Source organism: Undibacterium sp. 5I2 (assembly GCF_035019605.1).
Lineage (GTDB): Bacteria > Pseudomonadota > Gammaproteobacteria > Burkholderiales > Burkholderiaceae_D > Undibacterium.
In genome coordinates this window covers 41,400-56,147 of sequence record NZ_JASJVS010000015.1, presented here as the reverse complement: position 1 = coordinate 56,147, position 14,748 = coordinate 41,400, and the positions used below count along the sequence as shown (strand labels likewise).

General features: G+C 55.0%; 19 protein-coding genes. 3 read left to right on the top strand and 16 right to left on the bottom strand.

Going from position 1 to position 14,748, the window contains the following annotated elements; genetic code table 11:
* Positions 1-64 precede the first annotated feature (64 nt).
* Positions 65-844, top strand: coding sequence for a ComF family protein (locus QN359_RS07690; protein ID WP_322250523.1), 780 nt, complete (start codon positions 65-67; stop codon positions 842-844).
* 661 nt (positions 845-1,505) lie between these two features.
* Here the strand turns inward: QN359_RS07690 and QN359_RS07685 are convergent.
* From QN359_RS07685 to QN359_RS07675, 3 genes are all read right to left on the bottom strand, one after another.
* A complete protein-coding gene (locus tag QN359_RS07685; RefSeq protein WP_322250522.1) occupies positions 1,506-1,787 on the bottom strand; it encodes a type II toxin-antitoxin system YafQ family toxin in 282 nt (93 codons plus the stop codon).
* Positions 1,774-2,040 carry a type II toxin-antitoxin system RelB/DinJ family antitoxin gene (locus QN359_RS07680; protein ID WP_322250521.1) on the bottom strand — a complete coding sequence of 89 codons (267 nt, stop codon included), beginning with the start codon at positions 2,038-2,040 and terminating at the stop codon, positions 1,774-1,776. The genes QN359_RS07685 and QN359_RS07680 overlap by 14 nt, the downstream gene beginning before the upstream one ends.
* Before the next feature lie 70 nt (positions 2,041-2,110).
* Complete coding sequence (locus QN359_RS07675; protein ID WP_322250520.1) at positions 2,111-2,401, bottom strand: hypothetical protein; 291 nt, start codon at positions 2,399-2,401, stop codon at positions 2,111-2,113.
* 266 nt (positions 2,402-2,667) lie between these two features.
* Between QN359_RS07675 and trmL the strand changes: the two genes are divergently transcribed.
* Positions 2,668-3,138, top strand: coding sequence for a tRNA (uridine(34)/cytosine(34)/5-carboxymethylaminomethyluridine(34)-2'-O)-methyltransferase TrmL (trmL, locus tag QN359_RS07670; protein ID WP_322250519.1), 471 nt, complete (start codon positions 2,668-2,670; stop codon positions 3,136-3,138).
* Positions 3,139-3,172: 34 nt separating this feature from the next.
* On the opposite strand, the gene QN359_RS07665 is transcribed toward trmL, so the two are convergent.
* The 7 genes from QN359_RS07665 to QN359_RS07635 all read right to left on the bottom strand — a co-directional run bounded on the left by QN359_RS07665 (position 3,173) and on the right by QN359_RS07635 (position 8,783).
* Entirely contained in the window at positions 3,173-3,664 is a 492-nt protein-coding gene (locus tag QN359_RS07665) for an adenylyltransferase/cytidyltransferase family protein (protein WP_322250518.1), read from the bottom strand.
* Positions 3,665-3,722: 58 nt separating this feature from the next.
* The gene (locus QN359_RS07660) at positions 3,723-4,568 is read right to left on the bottom strand and encodes a ferritin-like domain-containing protein (protein ID WP_322250517.1); all 846 of its coding nucleotides are present in this window, start codon (positions 4,566-4,568) and stop codon (positions 3,723-3,725) included.
* A gap of 88 nt (positions 4,569-4,656) precedes the next feature.
* On the bottom strand, positions 4,657-5,592 hold the full coding sequence (locus QN359_RS07655) for a CysB family HTH-type transcriptional regulator (RefSeq protein WP_322250516.1): 936 nt from the start codon (positions 5,590-5,592) through the stop codon (positions 4,657-4,659).
* 39 nt (positions 5,593-5,631) lie between these two features.
* The gene (locus QN359_RS07650; RefSeq protein WP_322250515.1) at positions 5,632-6,699 is read right to left on the bottom strand and encodes a sulfate ABC transporter ATP-binding protein; all 1,068 of its coding nucleotides are present in this window, start codon (positions 6,697-6,699) and stop codon (positions 5,632-5,634) included.
* A gap of 12 nt (positions 6,700-6,711) precedes the next feature.
* Positions 6,712-7,593 carry a sulfate ABC transporter permease subunit CysW gene (cysW, locus tag QN359_RS07645; RefSeq protein WP_322250514.1) on the bottom strand — a complete coding sequence of 294 codons (882 nt, stop codon included), beginning with the start codon at positions 7,591-7,593 and terminating at the stop codon, positions 6,712-6,714.
* A complete protein-coding gene (gene cysT, locus QN359_RS07640) occupies positions 7,590-8,456 on the bottom strand; it encodes a sulfate ABC transporter permease subunit CysT (protein ID WP_322250513.1) in 867 nt (288 codons plus the stop codon). The genes cysW and cysT overlap by 4 nt, the downstream gene beginning before the upstream one ends.
* A gap of 84 nt (positions 8,457-8,540) precedes the next feature.
* Positions 8,541-8,783, bottom strand: a complete 243-nt coding sequence (locus tag QN359_RS07635) for a hypothetical protein (RefSeq protein WP_322250512.1) — start codon at positions 8,781-8,783, stop codon at positions 8,541-8,543.
* Between QN359_RS07635 and QN359_RS07630 the strand changes: the two genes are divergently transcribed.
* Complete coding sequence (locus tag QN359_RS07630; RefSeq protein WP_322250511.1) at positions 8,778-8,996, top strand: hypothetical protein; 219 nt, start codon at positions 8,778-8,780, stop codon at positions 8,994-8,996. The two genes, QN359_RS07635 and QN359_RS07630, sit on opposite strands and share 6 nt — an antisense overlap.
* Here the strand turns inward: QN359_RS07630 and QN359_RS07625 are convergent.
* The 6 genes from QN359_RS07625 to QN359_RS07600 form a co-directional block, all read right to left on the bottom strand.
* Positions 8,987-9,820 carry an ATP-binding cassette domain-containing protein gene (locus tag QN359_RS07625; RefSeq protein WP_416200220.1) on the bottom strand — a complete coding sequence of 278 codons (834 nt, stop codon included), beginning with the start codon at positions 9,818-9,820 and terminating at the stop codon, positions 8,987-8,989. The genes QN359_RS07630 and QN359_RS07625 overlap by 10 nt on opposite strands.
* The gene (gene ssuC / locus QN359_RS07620; protein WP_322251061.1) at positions 9,813-10,607 is read right to left on the bottom strand and encodes an aliphatic sulfonate ABC transporter permease SsuC; all 795 of its coding nucleotides are present in this window, start codon (positions 10,605-10,607) and stop codon (positions 9,813-9,815) included. The genes QN359_RS07625 and ssuC overlap by 8 nt, the downstream gene beginning before the upstream one ends.
* Positions 10,608-10,713: 106 nt before the next feature.
* On the bottom strand, positions 10,714-11,853 hold the full coding sequence (gene ssuD, locus QN359_RS07615) for an FMNH2-dependent alkanesulfonate monooxygenase (RefSeq protein ID WP_322251060.1): 1,140 nt from the start codon (positions 11,851-11,853) through the stop codon (positions 10,714-10,716).
* Between the two features lie 31 nt (positions 11,854-11,884).
* Positions 11,885-12,868, bottom strand: coding sequence for a sulfonate ABC transporter substrate-binding protein (locus QN359_RS07610; RefSeq protein WP_416200219.1), 984 nt, complete (start codon positions 12,866-12,868; stop codon positions 11,885-11,887).
* A 26-nt stretch (positions 12,869-12,894) separates the two neighbouring features.
* On the bottom strand, positions 12,895-13,473 hold the full coding sequence (gene ssuE, locus QN359_RS07605) for an NADPH-dependent FMN reductase (protein ID WP_322250509.1): 579 nt from the start codon (positions 13,471-13,473) through the stop codon (positions 12,895-12,897).
* A gap of 30 nt (positions 13,474-13,503) precedes the next feature.
* Complete coding sequence (locus QN359_RS07600; RefSeq protein ID WP_322250508.1) at positions 13,504-14,508, bottom strand: sulfate ABC transporter substrate-binding protein; 1,005 nt, start codon at positions 14,506-14,508, stop codon at positions 13,504-13,506.
* Positions 14,509-14,748: the final 240 nt, after the last annotated feature.

Genomic DNA, 14,748 nt, shown 5'->3' with positions numbered 1-14,748 from the left:
GGCAGGTATAATTGATCAAAGTAGCGCCCAGTTTACACGCTTGTGTTTCGCTTGGTATTATTTCATGCACCCACTGTTAGTCACCCTCATTGATACGGCTGTCCCACTTTTGCTGCCAACGCGCTGCAGCTTGTGTGATGCAGCTGACAGCGCACTGCTGTGCCAAGCTTGCCAGCAGCGCTATCTGCGCACGAGCACAAATCGTTGCCACCAATGTGCGCTCCCACTGCTGCCGCAAGAAACCAGCCGCCGCTGCGGTGCCTGTCTGGCCGCCCCACCGGCGTTCGACCGCAGCATCGTCGTCACCGATTACCTGGCACCGCAAGATCAATTGGTGTTGGCGCTTAAATTCGGCCAGCGCCTGGCCTTGGCACCGCTGATGGCGCGCCTGCTGCATCAAGCGATACGGCAGGCAGACCGCGAAGACGGCGCAAGTGTGCCGCTGCTGCAGCCCGCAGCGCTGCTGCCGGTGCCCTTGCACCGGCGACGCTTGTGCGAACGCGGCTACAATCAAGCACTGGAAATTGCCCGCCCGCTGGCGCGCGCGCTCGACAGCACGCTGTATATCGATGGCTTGCAGCGCTGTCGCGACACCGAGCCACAGAGTCGGCTCACGCTGAGCGAGCGCAAAAAAAATCTGCGCCACGCCTTCCTGATCACACCGGCCCTGTTGCCGCATATCGCCGGTGCCCACTTAGCCGTGGTCGATGATGTGATGACCAGCGGCGCGACCTTGCAAACCATCGCACGCTTGCTGAAACGACATGGCGCGGCCAGCGTCAGCAATTATGTGTTTGCGCGCACGCCGAAACCCGATGATCAGCAGCATGGCGTGCTGGCTTGAGCGCGAAATAAAATACCTCGTCAATTACCCCGGCCTCAAGAGGCTGTCGCAAAAGGGTTTTCAGTCGGTATCATTACTCCAACTGGCCGACATGTCATTCCCCCCATGCTCTCGCCTCGTCATTCCTGCGTAGGCAGGAATCCAGTGGCACGTTAGTGCCTTCAGGGTGGGAGGGTCGATCAAGGGCACTTTTTTCTGTTAAATCAACACGTCCTGCTGCGCCTGAGCAGCACAGAGATAAAAGGCGCGTGCGCGCCACTGGATTGCCGCCTGCGCGGCAATGACGAATTGGGCGGCTGGGTGGATGCGCAATCGACCTAACTTGTGGGTAATGATCAGCGCGCTTTTGCGCGGGAACCTGGCGGCGTTCGTGCTTAACTGAAAATACCAGAAATCATGCTGTTTTCAGTGCTAAAAACGATACTGGGTTCCAGCCAAAAGCATGCGGGACTGACGAGGTATGCGGTGTTTCAGGTGTAAACAGCGTCCGCCAGGCTGTTGCGACAGCCTCTTCGGCCGGTGAGCGACGATCCATTAAGTTGTCAGGTTTTTTTTGAGCATCTTTTCTAATCGCCGCGACACATGCGCCGGTTTTTCTCTGATGGTGGGCAGACTCATTTTTGCGCACCTTGAAGTTTCACCCCGACAAGTTGCAACAGGCTTAACCGAAAAGCTCGCTGTGAGAGCCAAGCCGTGCCAGTCGAAGCGTGTCAGCATCCGACTTTCGGTAAATCAGCAACAGGTCCGGCTTGATGTGACATTCCCGATAACCGGCCCAATCACCACTCAAATCATAATCACGGTATTTGACATCGAGCGGCTGATCAGTTGCCAGAGCCACGAGAACAGGCTTCAGATCGTTATCAAGCGTAGCCCGGTGCAATCCCTTGGCCTCACGCTTGTAGTCCCGCTTGAAGGATGAGGAACGATCAATCGTCCGCATGTAAGTCTGCCATCAAGTCATCAACGCTGCTAAACCGCTTACCCTTCCCGGCTTCCAGCTCAGCAATCGCCTTACGTGTTGTCGCGTTGGGTACTTTCACATCAAACGGCATCCGGCGCTCATCTGCAATGCGCAGCATCAGCAGGCGGATAGCGTCAGAGATGGATAGTCCCATCGCTTCCAGTGCGTCCGCAGCACGCTCCTTGGTTCTTGTATCGATGCGAGCGCGGACATAGGTATCGGCGGTGCTCATGGTGACTTCCTCTTGATGGCTTCAGAGACTCCATTGTAGTCACAATGTGACTACAACTCAAGGGATATTCTCAAGGAGCTGGAAAGAAGTCCTTCGGGTCGGTAAGCTTGGCAGCCTCACCGTTACCATTCGAAAACAGTATCTGCGCTTGTGCTGCGTACAGGAGCTGGAGTTTGACACTCTGTGTATTTCGCGTTTTATTGGAGAGCGTCCAGCGATCAAACTCGCGCCCTTTGAGGATAATGGAAGTGAAGTCCAGAAGGTAGAGCAGCGCTTTGCTTTGTTGACGCAATGGCCGTGCCACTTTTTGTATGAGCGATGTCACCGCATCGGCAAGTATCGCCGCGACGACTGTTGGCATCAGCCAGAGTGGCGCGCTGAATACGACCAGTGCCGAGACGGTAATAATGAGCGATATGACTGTTAAAGCTGGCCTCCGGAGGACGCAGGCCAGTTGTTCCGCTTAATTGAGCCTAGGGAAGCGCAGATTTAATCCAAGCGGTTTGTCCGCTGCCACTGCGATTAAATCCGCGCTTCCCAAGCTCGTTTAAGTGCCTGCTACAATGTTGGCATTGCGCGTCTCTGGCAGTCTGCCGACGCGCGCCACTTCTCTGTTAAGGAAACACCGTGTTTCATGTCGTCCTCGTCGAACCCGAAATCCCGCCCAATACCGGCAATATCATCCGTCTGTGCGCCAACAGCGGTGTGCAACTGCATTTGATCGAGCCGCTCGGCTTTCCGCTCGACGACAGCAAAATGAAGCGCGCCGGTCTCGATTACCATGATTATGCGAGCATGAAGGTGCATAAAAATTGGGCAGATTTTCTCGCCACACAACAGCCCCCACCAGACCGGATGTTTGCCTTGACCACGCACGGCTCCGGCATTTTTTCCGAAGCCCGTTTCGAAGCCGGTGATTATTTTGTGTTCGGTGCTGAAACGCGCGGCTTGGCGGTGGAAGTGCGCGAGAGTTTCGCGCCGGCGCGACGTATCCGTTTGCCGATGCGGCCAGATAATCGCAGTTTGAATTTATCTAATACCGTCGCCATCGTGGTATATGAAGCTTGGCGCCAGCATGGCTTCGCCGGCGGCGCGTAAGGCTGGCTTTAAGCGCTGGCTTTAAGCGCTGGCTTTAAGCGCTGTCGGCGCGCGGTGCGCGCAATTTACTGAGCAGGCTGGTAGTCGAACGTTGATGTTCGAAAGGAATCGCGTGTACCCGCCCGCCATAGGCCAACACCGCCTGGCCTTCGGGAATCGCGCTCATCGTGTAGTCGCCACCCTTGACGTAGATGTCCGGCCGCGCTTGCTGCACGACTTCGAGCGCAGTATCTTCATCAAACTCCACCACCAAACTGACCGCGCCGAGCGCGGCGATCACGGCGAGGCGATCGGCGCACAAATTGACCGGGCGATCGTCGCCCTTGCCCAGCCGTTTCACCGAAGCGTCGGTATTGAGTGCCACCACCAGCGAGCCGCCGAGCGCACGCGCCTGCGCCAAATACGTCACGTGACCACGGTGCAAAATATCGAACACCCCATTGGTCAACACTACCGGCTTAGGCAGGGCCGCGACACGGGCAGCGAGTTCGCTGCGGAGACAGATTTTTTGTTCGAAGTCAGACATGGGCGACGGTGCAGAGAGTTAAATAGGAAGACGGCATTGTACACCGCTGCCCACGCGCTTACAGCAACACCGGTGCCAGATTTTTATTCACTTCTTTGCGGTAGCGGTTCAAATCCTGGACCGTCTCAAAACTGCGTTCAAACAGTAAGGAGAGATTGTGCAGAATGCGGTCGATCACTTTCTTTTCCCAAATACCGTCGAATTTGATCTGCACATCGAGCCAGCGTTCCAGCCAATCAGGATCAGGCAAGCGACTCTGCACCGTATCATTGGGGAACAAAGCTTGATTGACATGCAGATTGGTCGGGTGCAGCGGCTTTTCAGTGCGTCTGGCCGAGGCCATCAACACACCGATTTTGGCGAAGGCGGAACGGGCGACATCACCGGTTTCATGCAAGGCTTTTTTCATATAGCGCAAATAGGCACCGCCATGGCGTGCTTCATCTTGGCTGATGATTTTATAGATATGCTTGATGACCGGTTCGGTATGCCATTCGGAAGCGCGACGATACCAGTGGTTGAGGCGTATTTCGCCGCAAAAATGCAGCATCAGGGTTTCCAGCTGCGGTGCCGGGTCGAATTCGAAACGTACTTTGTCGAGTTCGGCCTGAGTCGGCACTAATTCAGGGTGGAAGCGCCGCAGATACTCCATCAACACCAAGGCGTGTTTTTGCTCTTCAAAAAACCAAATCGACATGAAGGCAGAAAAATCAGCGTCATCGCGATTGTCACGCAAAAACATTTCGGTCGCCGGCAAGGCCGACCATTCTGTGATCGCATTCATCTTGATGGTCTGCGCCTGCTCTGCCGTCAGGAGGCTGGCATCGTACTGATCCCAAGGAATATCAGTCTCCATATTCCAGCGTACTTGTTCCAATGATTTGAATAATTCAGGATAGAGCATGATCGACCTCTGCGAGAAAAAAGCTATGACGAACGTGAAACGCTGCCATTCTAACAGAGAGCCGTGGGGGTCACACGAGGCCGAAAATTTACTCCGATGTGATGCCTTCTTTGAGAGCTTGATCAATTTCTTGCAGACTCAAAGCTGGGGCAAATTGGCGTATGAAGTCATAAGTGTAACTGCGCAGGTAAGCACCGCGCCGCACGGCCAAGCGCGTTACGTTCGGGGCAAACAGGTGGTCGGCCGCAATCGTGCGCAGCCCTTGCATGCGCGATGGCTCGATTGCCATTGATGCAACAATCCCCACACCAAGGCCGAGGTTGACGTATTGTTGAATCACATCCGAATCCATGGCGGTGAGGACGATGTCGGTGCGTAAGTCTTCCCGGCGGAAGGCGGCATCGATATGGCCGCGACCGGTGAAGCCGACGTCATAGGTGATGAGCGGGTAATTCGACAAATCGGCCAAGCTTAACTCGGCTTTATTGAGCAAAGGATGGCCGTCCGGCACGACGATGACATGCTGCCATTGGTAGCAAGCGAATGAGACCAATTCTTTAAACTGTGACAAACCTTCGGTGGCGATGCCGATGTCAGCCTTACCCGACATCACCCATTCGGCGATGTGATCAGGCGAACTCTGTTGTAAGGCGATGCGTACATCGGGGAAGGCTTGGCGAAACTGTTGCACTACTTTGGGCAGCACATAACGCGCCTGCGTATGGGTGGTGGCGATGGTCAGCGTACCCTTGCTTTGATCGGCATATTCATTGCCGGCTTGTTGCAGATTTTCCGCTTCCAGCAATAGTCTTTCGACGATAGGCAAGATGCCTCTTCCCGGCGCAGTCAGGCCAGTCAGGCGTTTGCCATTGCGTTCAAAAATATCGACGCCGAGCTCTTCTTCGAGTTCACGAATCTGGCGGCTCACGCCCGGTTGCGAAGTAAATAAAACATTGGCAACCTCGGTGAGGTTAAAGCCGCAGCGCGAAGCTTCGCGGATAGAACGTAATTGCTGAAAATTCATGATGCTCTTTCGGTAAGTGCATAAGTTCGCTACGCGAGATTATTCTGCGGCGTCGACAAAGACATGCAAACGCTTAGGCGTGACCAGCAAGGTTTCCCCGACCTTGAGTTGGAGCTGAGCATAGCGTTCACTCGAAATCATGGCATCGATGACATCGCCATTATCGTCGCGCACCAGTTCGAGTTGCGCCAACGGGCCGATGCTGTGCACGCGCCGTAATTGCGCCGGCATGCCACCGCCGCCCGACGTATAGCGTTCAATCTCGAATTCATGCGGACGCACATAAGCGGTACCGAAGGCATCACGGGTTTCGGCATGGGCCGGTGTGGCAAAGGCAACGCCATCGGAATCGAGTACCCCTTCATGTACGCGCCCTTTGAACAAATTCACATGACCGAGAAATTCATACACAAATGGCGTGGCCGGGTGTTGATACACGTCGGCCGGGGTACCGCACTGCTCGACTTTCCCGTGGTTCATGACAACGATGCGATCGGCGACTTCCAAGGCTTCTTCCTGATCATGGGTAACGAAGATGCTGGTGACATGTAATTCATCATGCAAACGACGCAACCAGCGGCGCAATTCTTTACGGACTTTGGCATCAAGCGCGCCGAACGGTTCATCGAGCAGCAAGACGCGCGGCTCGACCGCCAGAGCGCGCGCCAAGGCGATGCGCTGACGTTGACCACCAGATAATTGCGGCGGATAACGATCGGCTAACCAATCAAGCTGTACCAACTCCAACAATTGGCCTACTTTTTCTTTGATCTGGCTTTCGTTAGGACGCAAATGACGCGGCTTGACGCGCAAGCCAAAGGCGATGTTTTCAAAAATCGTCATGTGCTTGAACAGCGCATAATGCTGAAACACGAAGCCAACCTGACGTTCGCGCACATGCTGAGCCGAGGCATCTTGGCCATCGAGCAGTACGCGGCCGCTGTCGGCAAATTCCAATCCGGCGATGATGCGTAACAAAGTAGTCTTGCCGCAGCCGGAAGGTCCGAGCAAGGCGGTCAGCTCACCATCATTAAAGGCTAAGGAAACCTGATCAAGGGCGGTGAACTGACCGAAGCGTTTATGTAATTGTTCAACTGCGATACTCATGTCCGACTCCGGTTAATTCTTGTTCACGGCGGTATGGCTGCGCCATTCGACCAGGGTTTTCAGTGCCAGCGTCAACAGCGCCAGCAAACTCAGTAGGGAAGCGACGGCAAAGGCGGCGACAAAGTTGTATTCGTTATACAAAATTTCGACTTGCAAAGGCATGGTATTGGTTTCACCACGGATATGACCCGAGACCACCGAGACCGCACCGAATTCACCCATCGCCCGGGCATTACATAAAATCACGCCGTATAACAAGCCCCATTTGATATTTGGCAGGGTGACGCGGCGGAAGGTTTGCCAGCCGGAGGCACCGAGTACCAAGGCGGCTTCCTCTTCTTCGCTACCCTGCGATTGCATCAGCGGGATCAGTTCGCGCGCTACAAACGGGAAGGTGACGAAGATAGTGGCCAACACGATGCCAGGCACAGCGAACAGAATCTTGATGTCATGCGCACGCAACCAATCGCCGAACCAACCTTGTGCACCGAACAGCAGCACATAAATGAGTCCGGAAATCACCGGCGAGACCGAAAACGGCAAATCAATCAGGGTCAGCAAGACACTCTTGCCACGAAATTCAAATTTGGCGATGGTCCAAGCTGCGGCTACCCCAAACACCAAATTCAGTGGTACCGCGATGCCGGCGGCAATCAGGGTCAGGCGTATCGCTGACAGCGCGTCGTCTTCAACAATCGCCGCGAGATAGACTTGCCAACCTTTTTTCAAGGCTTCGGCGAACACCGCTGCCAGCGGGACCAATAAAAACAAGGTCAAGAAAGCCAAGGCGATGCTGATCAGGCAAAACCTTACCCAGGCCGGTGCCAGCGTGGCCGGGTTAGCCGCTTGGTAGCCCTGCTGAGGGGCGTTGGTCGGTATCGTTGTGGCGCTCATTCCGCTCTCCCACTGTTCTGACGACTACGCATCCAAGCTTGCAAGCCGTTGATCGACAATAGCAACGCAAACGACAGCAGCAGCATAACCACGGCAATCGCGGTAGCACCGGCGTAATCATATTGTTCGAGTTTGGTGATCATGAATAAAGGGGTAATTTCTGAAATCATCGGCATATTGCCGGCAATGAAGATGACCGATCCGTATTCGCCAGTGGCACGCGCAAAGGCCAAGGCAAAACCGGTCAGCAAGGCTGGCGCAATGGTCGGCAGAGTCACGCGCAAAAAGGTTTGCGCATGGCTGGCACCGAGGCTGAGCGCCGCTTCTTCGAGTTCCTTTTCTGCTTCTTCCAGCACCGGTTGCACGGTGCGTACCACGAAGGGTAAGCCGATGAAGATCAAGGCCACTACCACACCGAGCGGCGTGAACGCGACCTTGATCCCCAATGGCGCGAGCAACTTCCCTAACCAGCCATTGGGTGCATACAGTGTCGCCAAAGTAATGCCGGCCACCGCCGTCGGTAAAGCGAACGGTAGGTCGACTAAGGCATCGATGAAACGTTTGCCGGGGAATTCATAGCGCACCAAAACCCAAGCCACAATCCCACCGAAGATCACGTTGATGAACGCGGCCAGCAACGAAGCGCCGAAACTGAGGCGGTACGAAGCCACCACACGCTCGGAGCTGACGGTATCCCAAAAGGCTGGCCAGCTCATGGTGAAGGTTTTTAAAAATACCGCTGACAGCGGAATGAGCACGATCAGTCCGAGATAAAACAGCGTAAACCCGAGCGCCAGATGAAATCCGGGCAGCACGCGCCGGGTACTACCCGGACGATGCGAGGAAAAGAAGCTCAATGCCATGCTAGCCTTGTTGATTGGTGTAACCACAGAAGCCAGATCATGCCAGTTTTCGTATATATGAAAAACGAATTTTTAATTATGTCCTTAGATCGTATCGGCATATAGAACTGCGCTCGGCACAGCCTCTGCCAGTACCGCCGCCGGCACATCGAAGTGAAAGCCTTGTACCGCCGCCAGCAAACGGTTATGCACGCTTAAGTACAGATCATGCCCGGCGCTGCCGGCTTGGCTGTAGAAATTCACCGTGTGCAGTACCCGGCAAAGCCGATCGAGTTCTACTGATTCGGCATCGTCGGCGACATATTCGAGTAATTTCCAGACATGCAAGCCTTGGTCGCCCGGATCATAACTGCGCGCATAGGCTTGATGCGCGACGATGTCTCCGGCGGCGCTGCGTATCGCTTGAAAAGCGCTCGACAGGCTGGCATTGAAGAAGCGACCACGCGCCCGGCCTTGCTCGTCGATAGACAGGCGCGTCGGCGTCGCGGTATTTTTGCAAGCGCCGTAAATATTGGTTCAGCGTCGAATGCTCAGGCATAGCGTGCTTGTCCAGTTTGTTGCCCCGTTTGCAGCACCCGTGACAGGACCTGTTCTTCGAGTGCGCCAAAGCCGACGTCGGTGCGCCGCCGTGGGCGTGCCAGGTCGATGCGTAAATCCAGCGCGACGCGGCCATCTTCGATCAAGATGACGCGGTCGGCCAGCATGATCGCTTCCTGCACGTCATGCGTGACCAAGACCGCAGTCCATTGATGCTGTTGCCACAGTTGTTCGATCAAGCCTTGCATTTCAATGCGGGTCAAGGCATCGAGTGCACCCAGCGGCTCATCCAGCAAGAGCAGGGACGGTTGGTGCATGAGCGCGCGCGCCAGCGCCACCCGTTGCCGCTGACCACCCGAGAGCGTGGCCGGCCAATCGTTGGCATGTTCAGCCAGCCCGACGGTGGCGAGAATACTTTGGGCAGCACGATCCGGCTGCTCGGCAGCGAGGCCGAGCAAGACATTTTCTTGTACGGTTTTCCATGGCAGCAAACGCGCATCTTGAAACATCACGCGCGTGGTGGCCGCACCGCTGGCAGTCAGGCTCAACTGGCCGCTGTCGGCTTTTTCCAAACCGGCCAGCAAGCGCAGCAAGGTGCTTTTACCACAACCACTGCGACCCACCACGGCGACAAATTCGCCCGGATTGATATGCAGATCGAGGCTTTTCAAGACTTTGCGGGCGCGATAAGATTTTTGCAGCGCGCGCGTATTGATGCGCATGCCAGGTGCCGCCCTGACGCTGGCATCGGCACCCTCATCGAGTTCATCTCTGAGCGCGGCGATGCGGCGCGCTTGTGGCGACACTGCGCCAGTATAATCAGTCATGCTTGGCCTTTCTTTGGTACGCCGGATGCCAGCGCAAAAAATGCTGTTCGAGTGCGCGTGCGACAAGGTCGGCTAATTTTCCCAGCAAGGCATAGAGCAAAATGCCAACCATGACGATATCGGTTTGTAAAAACTCGCGTGCATTCATGGTCATGTAGCCGATACCGGCGCGTGCCGAAATGGTTTCGGCCACGATCAACAAGACCCACACCAAACCGAGCGCGAAGCGCACCCCGACCAAGATCGAGGGTAAAGCACCGGGCAAAATCACGCTGCGGTACAACTGCCAACCCGATAAACCGTAACTGCGCGCCATTTCGATCAAATCGCGGTCGACGGTGCGAATGCCATGAAAGGTATTGAGATAAACCGGAAAAAACAAGCCTACCGATACCAGAAACAATTTGGCACTTTCATCGATGCCGAACCATAGAATGACCAACGGCAGCAAGGCCAGCGCCGGAATATTACGCAGCATTTGCAAGCTGGTATCGAGCAGCACTTCGGCGTTGCGCCAACTGCCAGTCAACAAACCGAGCAACAAGCCGCTGCCACCGCCGACCGCCAAGCCGGCCAGCGCGCGGCCCAGGCTGGTTTTGACGTGTAAATACATTTCCCCCGATAAAAGCAGGGCCCAACATGCCTGCGCTACCGCCCATGGTTCCGGCAAGATGCGACTCGACAGCCAACCCGATTGCGCCGCTATTTGCCAACTCAGAAGCGCCAATACTGGCAATACCCAGCCGGCCGCGCGGCCACGCAGCAGCGCTGCAAAAAACTGACGCATACGCTGTAGCCACCAAGCTGGCTGTGTCAAAGGGCCCGCTCCGGTGGCGGCAAATTGCTCGGGTTCGGAAACAAAGGGAATCATGCGCTGCTCCTGGTAAAAAAACTCACACCGCGGCCGGTGCGATGCTGTTGGCGACAATTTCGCCGAACGGCCCGGTCCGGCTGCTGGTGACACGCGGCGTCGCTTTGCCGATAAGTGGAAACACCAATTCGGAAAAGCGATAGGCTTCTTCCAAATGCGGGTAACCGGAAAAAATGAAATGATCGATGCCCAGCGCAGCATATTCTTTGATACGCGCCGCCACGGTTTCCGGATCGCCGACCAAGGCCGTGCCTGCACCGCCCCGCACCAAGCCGACGCCGGCCCACAAATTCGGCGACACTTCGAGTTTGTCGCGTTTGCCACCATGCAGCGCAGTCATGCGCTGCTGGCCGACCGAATCCATTTTGGCGAAGGCTTGCTGGGCGCGCGCGATCACTTCATCATCGACAAAGCGAATCAAGTCTTCCGCCGCAGCCCAGGCTTCGGCATTGGTTTCACGTACGATCACATGTAAGCGTATGCCAAAGCGTAGCGTGCGGCCATGACGGGCTGCACGGGCACGCATATCGGCGATCTTGGCTGCGACCGCTGCCGGTGGTTCGCCCCAAGTCAGGTAGACATCGACTTGTTCGGCCGCCAATTCATGCGCCGGCTCGGAAGAGCCACCGAAATACAGCGGCGGGTAAGGTTTCTGCACGGGTGGATACAGGGTTTTGGCAGCTTTGACTTGCAAGTGCTTGCCTGCGAAATCGAACCCGGCTGCGCCGCCTTCACCGGCCAGCGAAGCGCGCCAGATGCGCAGAAATTCATCGGTGATTTCATAGCGTTCGGTATGGTCGGCATGGACCCCATCGGCTTCCAGTTCACCCTGATCACCACCGGTGACGATGTTGACTAACAAGCGCCCTTTCGAGAGGCGATCGAAGGTGGCTGCCATGCGTACCGCCAGCCCTGGGCTGGACAGTCCGGGACGGATCGCTACCAAAAATTTCAGGCGCGTGGTGGCCGACATCAAACTCGAAGCCACCACCCAAGCGTCTTCGCAGGAACGTCCGGTTGGCAGTAACACGCCATCAAATCCTTGGGTGTCGGCCGCGACGGCGATCTGACGTAAATAATCGTAGTTGATTTCGCGCGCGCCATGGCTGGTGCCGAGATAACGGCTGTCACCGTGGGTGGGGATAAACCAAAAGATATTCAGACTCATGCGAGGTGCTCCGGTAAGGCAATTCTTATTTTTGCAACAAAACGATGCTACGAATATTGATCGGCTTCGGGATCAATTTCAATTCAGCGAAGGTATCGGCGATTTTCTGCTGCTCGTTAATCACCGCTTCCGACAGTGGTGTGGCGCCGAAGGCGAAGCGGGAATTCGACAAGGCCACAATACTAGTGTCGAGACCAACTTGGCCTGCCAACAAGGTCGATACTTGCTGGGGATTTTTGATCGCCCACTGATCAATTTTGGCCAATTCTTCTTCAACGATACGCAACACATCAGGGTGTTTTTGCGCATAGCTGCGCGCGGCCAGATAAAACTGATGGTTGCTGACCACACCTTTGCCGTCGGCCAGAATGCGCGCGCCCAGTTGTTTTTCGGCGGCGGCCAAAAACGGATCCCAGATCACCCAAGCATCGACACTGCCACGCTCAAAGGCGGCGCGCGCGTCGGCCGGCGGCAGAAAGATCAGTTCGACATCGCGATATGGAATGCCAGCTTTTTCTAATAATTTCACCAACAGGTAATGGACGTTGGAGCCCTTGTTGAGGGCAATTTTTTTGCCGCGCAAATCGGCTAGCGATTTGAGCTGAGAATTTTTCGGTACGACGATCGCTTCACCACCGGGTGCGGCTGGTTCATGGCTGACATACAGTAAGTCAGCACCGGCGGCTTGGGCAAAAATTGGTGGCGCTTCACCGGTGGTGCCGAAGTCGACACTGCCGACATTGAGACCTTCGAGTAATTGTGGACCGGCTGGAAACTCGGTCCACTGCACGGTCACACCGGAGGCAGCCAGACGTTGATCGAGACTGCCGGCGGCTTTGAGTATGGTTAAAGTGCCGTATTTCTGGAAGCCGATACGCAGCACGCCCTTGTTGGCGCTGTTTTGCGCCGCCACCGGCGCACTCACGGACAGGCTCAGCAAGAGGCCGGCCAAACCAGCCGCCAAGACAGTACGACGAGCTGGTTTATTTGATGGGGCAGACATGTTCATCCTTGATAATGGTTTATTTCGAAGCATCAGGCGTAAGTGACTAAGGCCGGATAGTCACTGGCGTGGCTGTTGGTGGCGCTGGATGGCAAATTTTGCAACAACTGGACCACCCCTTTCTGCACTCGTTCGGCAATCGTCTGTGCCAATTGCAAGCCGTGCTCGTCGCTCCACACCACTTCCGCATCGGTGGCATAAATCGCCGGCAAAACTTGGCGTGCCGCGAGCGTAGCCAACACCGGTCGCAAGCCGTAATCGAGCGCCAACATATGCGACTGACTACCACCAGTAGCGATAGGCAGAATCAGCTTACCGTCCAAACCATCCTGCGGCAGCAGATCGAGAAAAGTTTTGAGCAAGCCGCTGAAGGACGCTTTATAAATATGCGTGGCGATGACGATCGCCTCAGCTTGCGCCAGCAGGCGTTGCGCCGCTAACAATTCGAGATTGCTGAAATCCGCATGCAACAAGGCTTGCGCCGGCAAGTCTCGCACTTGCAAGCTCACGCATTGCTGACCGAGTAATTGCAACTTGTCGCCGATATGCTGTAACAAGCGGTGAGAACGCGATACCGCAGCCGGACTTCCTGAGAGTAATAAGATGGACATATGCTGACTTTCTTCGTATAACCGGGTGATTTATTTCTTGGTCAAATAAATTTGATCAAAAACGCCGCCATCAGAAAAATGATCTTTCTGTGCTTTGGTCCAGCCGCCGAAGGTATCGGCAACATTAAACAATTGAATTTTCGGGAAGTTGCCGGCAAATTTTTTCGCTGCACGTTCGGTGGCAGGACGATAGAAATTTTTACCGATAATGTCTTGGGCTTCGTCGCTGTAGAGGTAGTTCAAATACGCTTCTGCGACTTTACGAGTACCATGTTTGTCGACCACTTTATCGACCACGGCCACTGGTGGTTCGGCCAATACACTGATGGAAGGCGTGACGATTTCAAATTTATCCGCACCGAATTCCTTGAGGCCGAGATGGGCTTCGTTTTCCCATGACAGCAAGACATCGCCAATACCGCGCTCAGTGAACGTCACGGTGGCACCACGGGCACCGGAATCGAGTACCGGAACGTTTTTAAACAGTTTTTGTACATAATCGCGTGCTGTAGCTGGTGTGCCGCCCGGTGCTTTCAAGGCATAGCCCCAAGCCGCCAGATAAGACCAACGTGCGCCACCCGAAGTCTTAGGGTTAGACGTGATGACAGAAACGCCGGGCTTGACCAAATCTGCCCAATCTTTGATGCCTTTCGGATTGCCTTTACGAACCAAGAACACGATGGTCGAGGTATATGGTGAAGCATTATTTGGCAAGCGCGTTTGCCATTTTTTATCGAGCAAGCCGCGTTCCGCCACGGCATCGATATCGTAAGCCAGGGCCAAGGTGACCACATCGGCATCGAGACCATCGATCACCGAGCGCGCCTGCTTACCGGAACCGCCGTGCGACTGTTTGATACTGACTTTGTCGCCGGTTTTCGCTTGCCATTGTTTGGCGAAAGCTTGATTGACGTCGAGGTAGAGTTCGCGCGTCGGATCGTAGGAAACGTTGAGCAAAGAAATATCAGCAGCCTGCGCGGTGACCGCACCGAGTAAAGTAAGGGCAGCAAGGAAGAGACGGTGTTGGGTGGTCATCGTAAGCCTGTCAATGAAGGAATCAAGGCTTACAGAGTAAATCGTGGCTTTATATTTTAAAACGAAGTTTTTCAGAGAACTTTATGCTTTTTTCATATAAAGACCCGTTTTATACACCATGACCAAGAAGTCGCACCGACTACCACAGGGCTTGTTTGCCTGTGTTTAGCGCGCATAGTTTTGCGCGTCGATCGGTGAAAAAATTCGACAATTTTAGTATTTCACAGAAAAAAAGTGCCC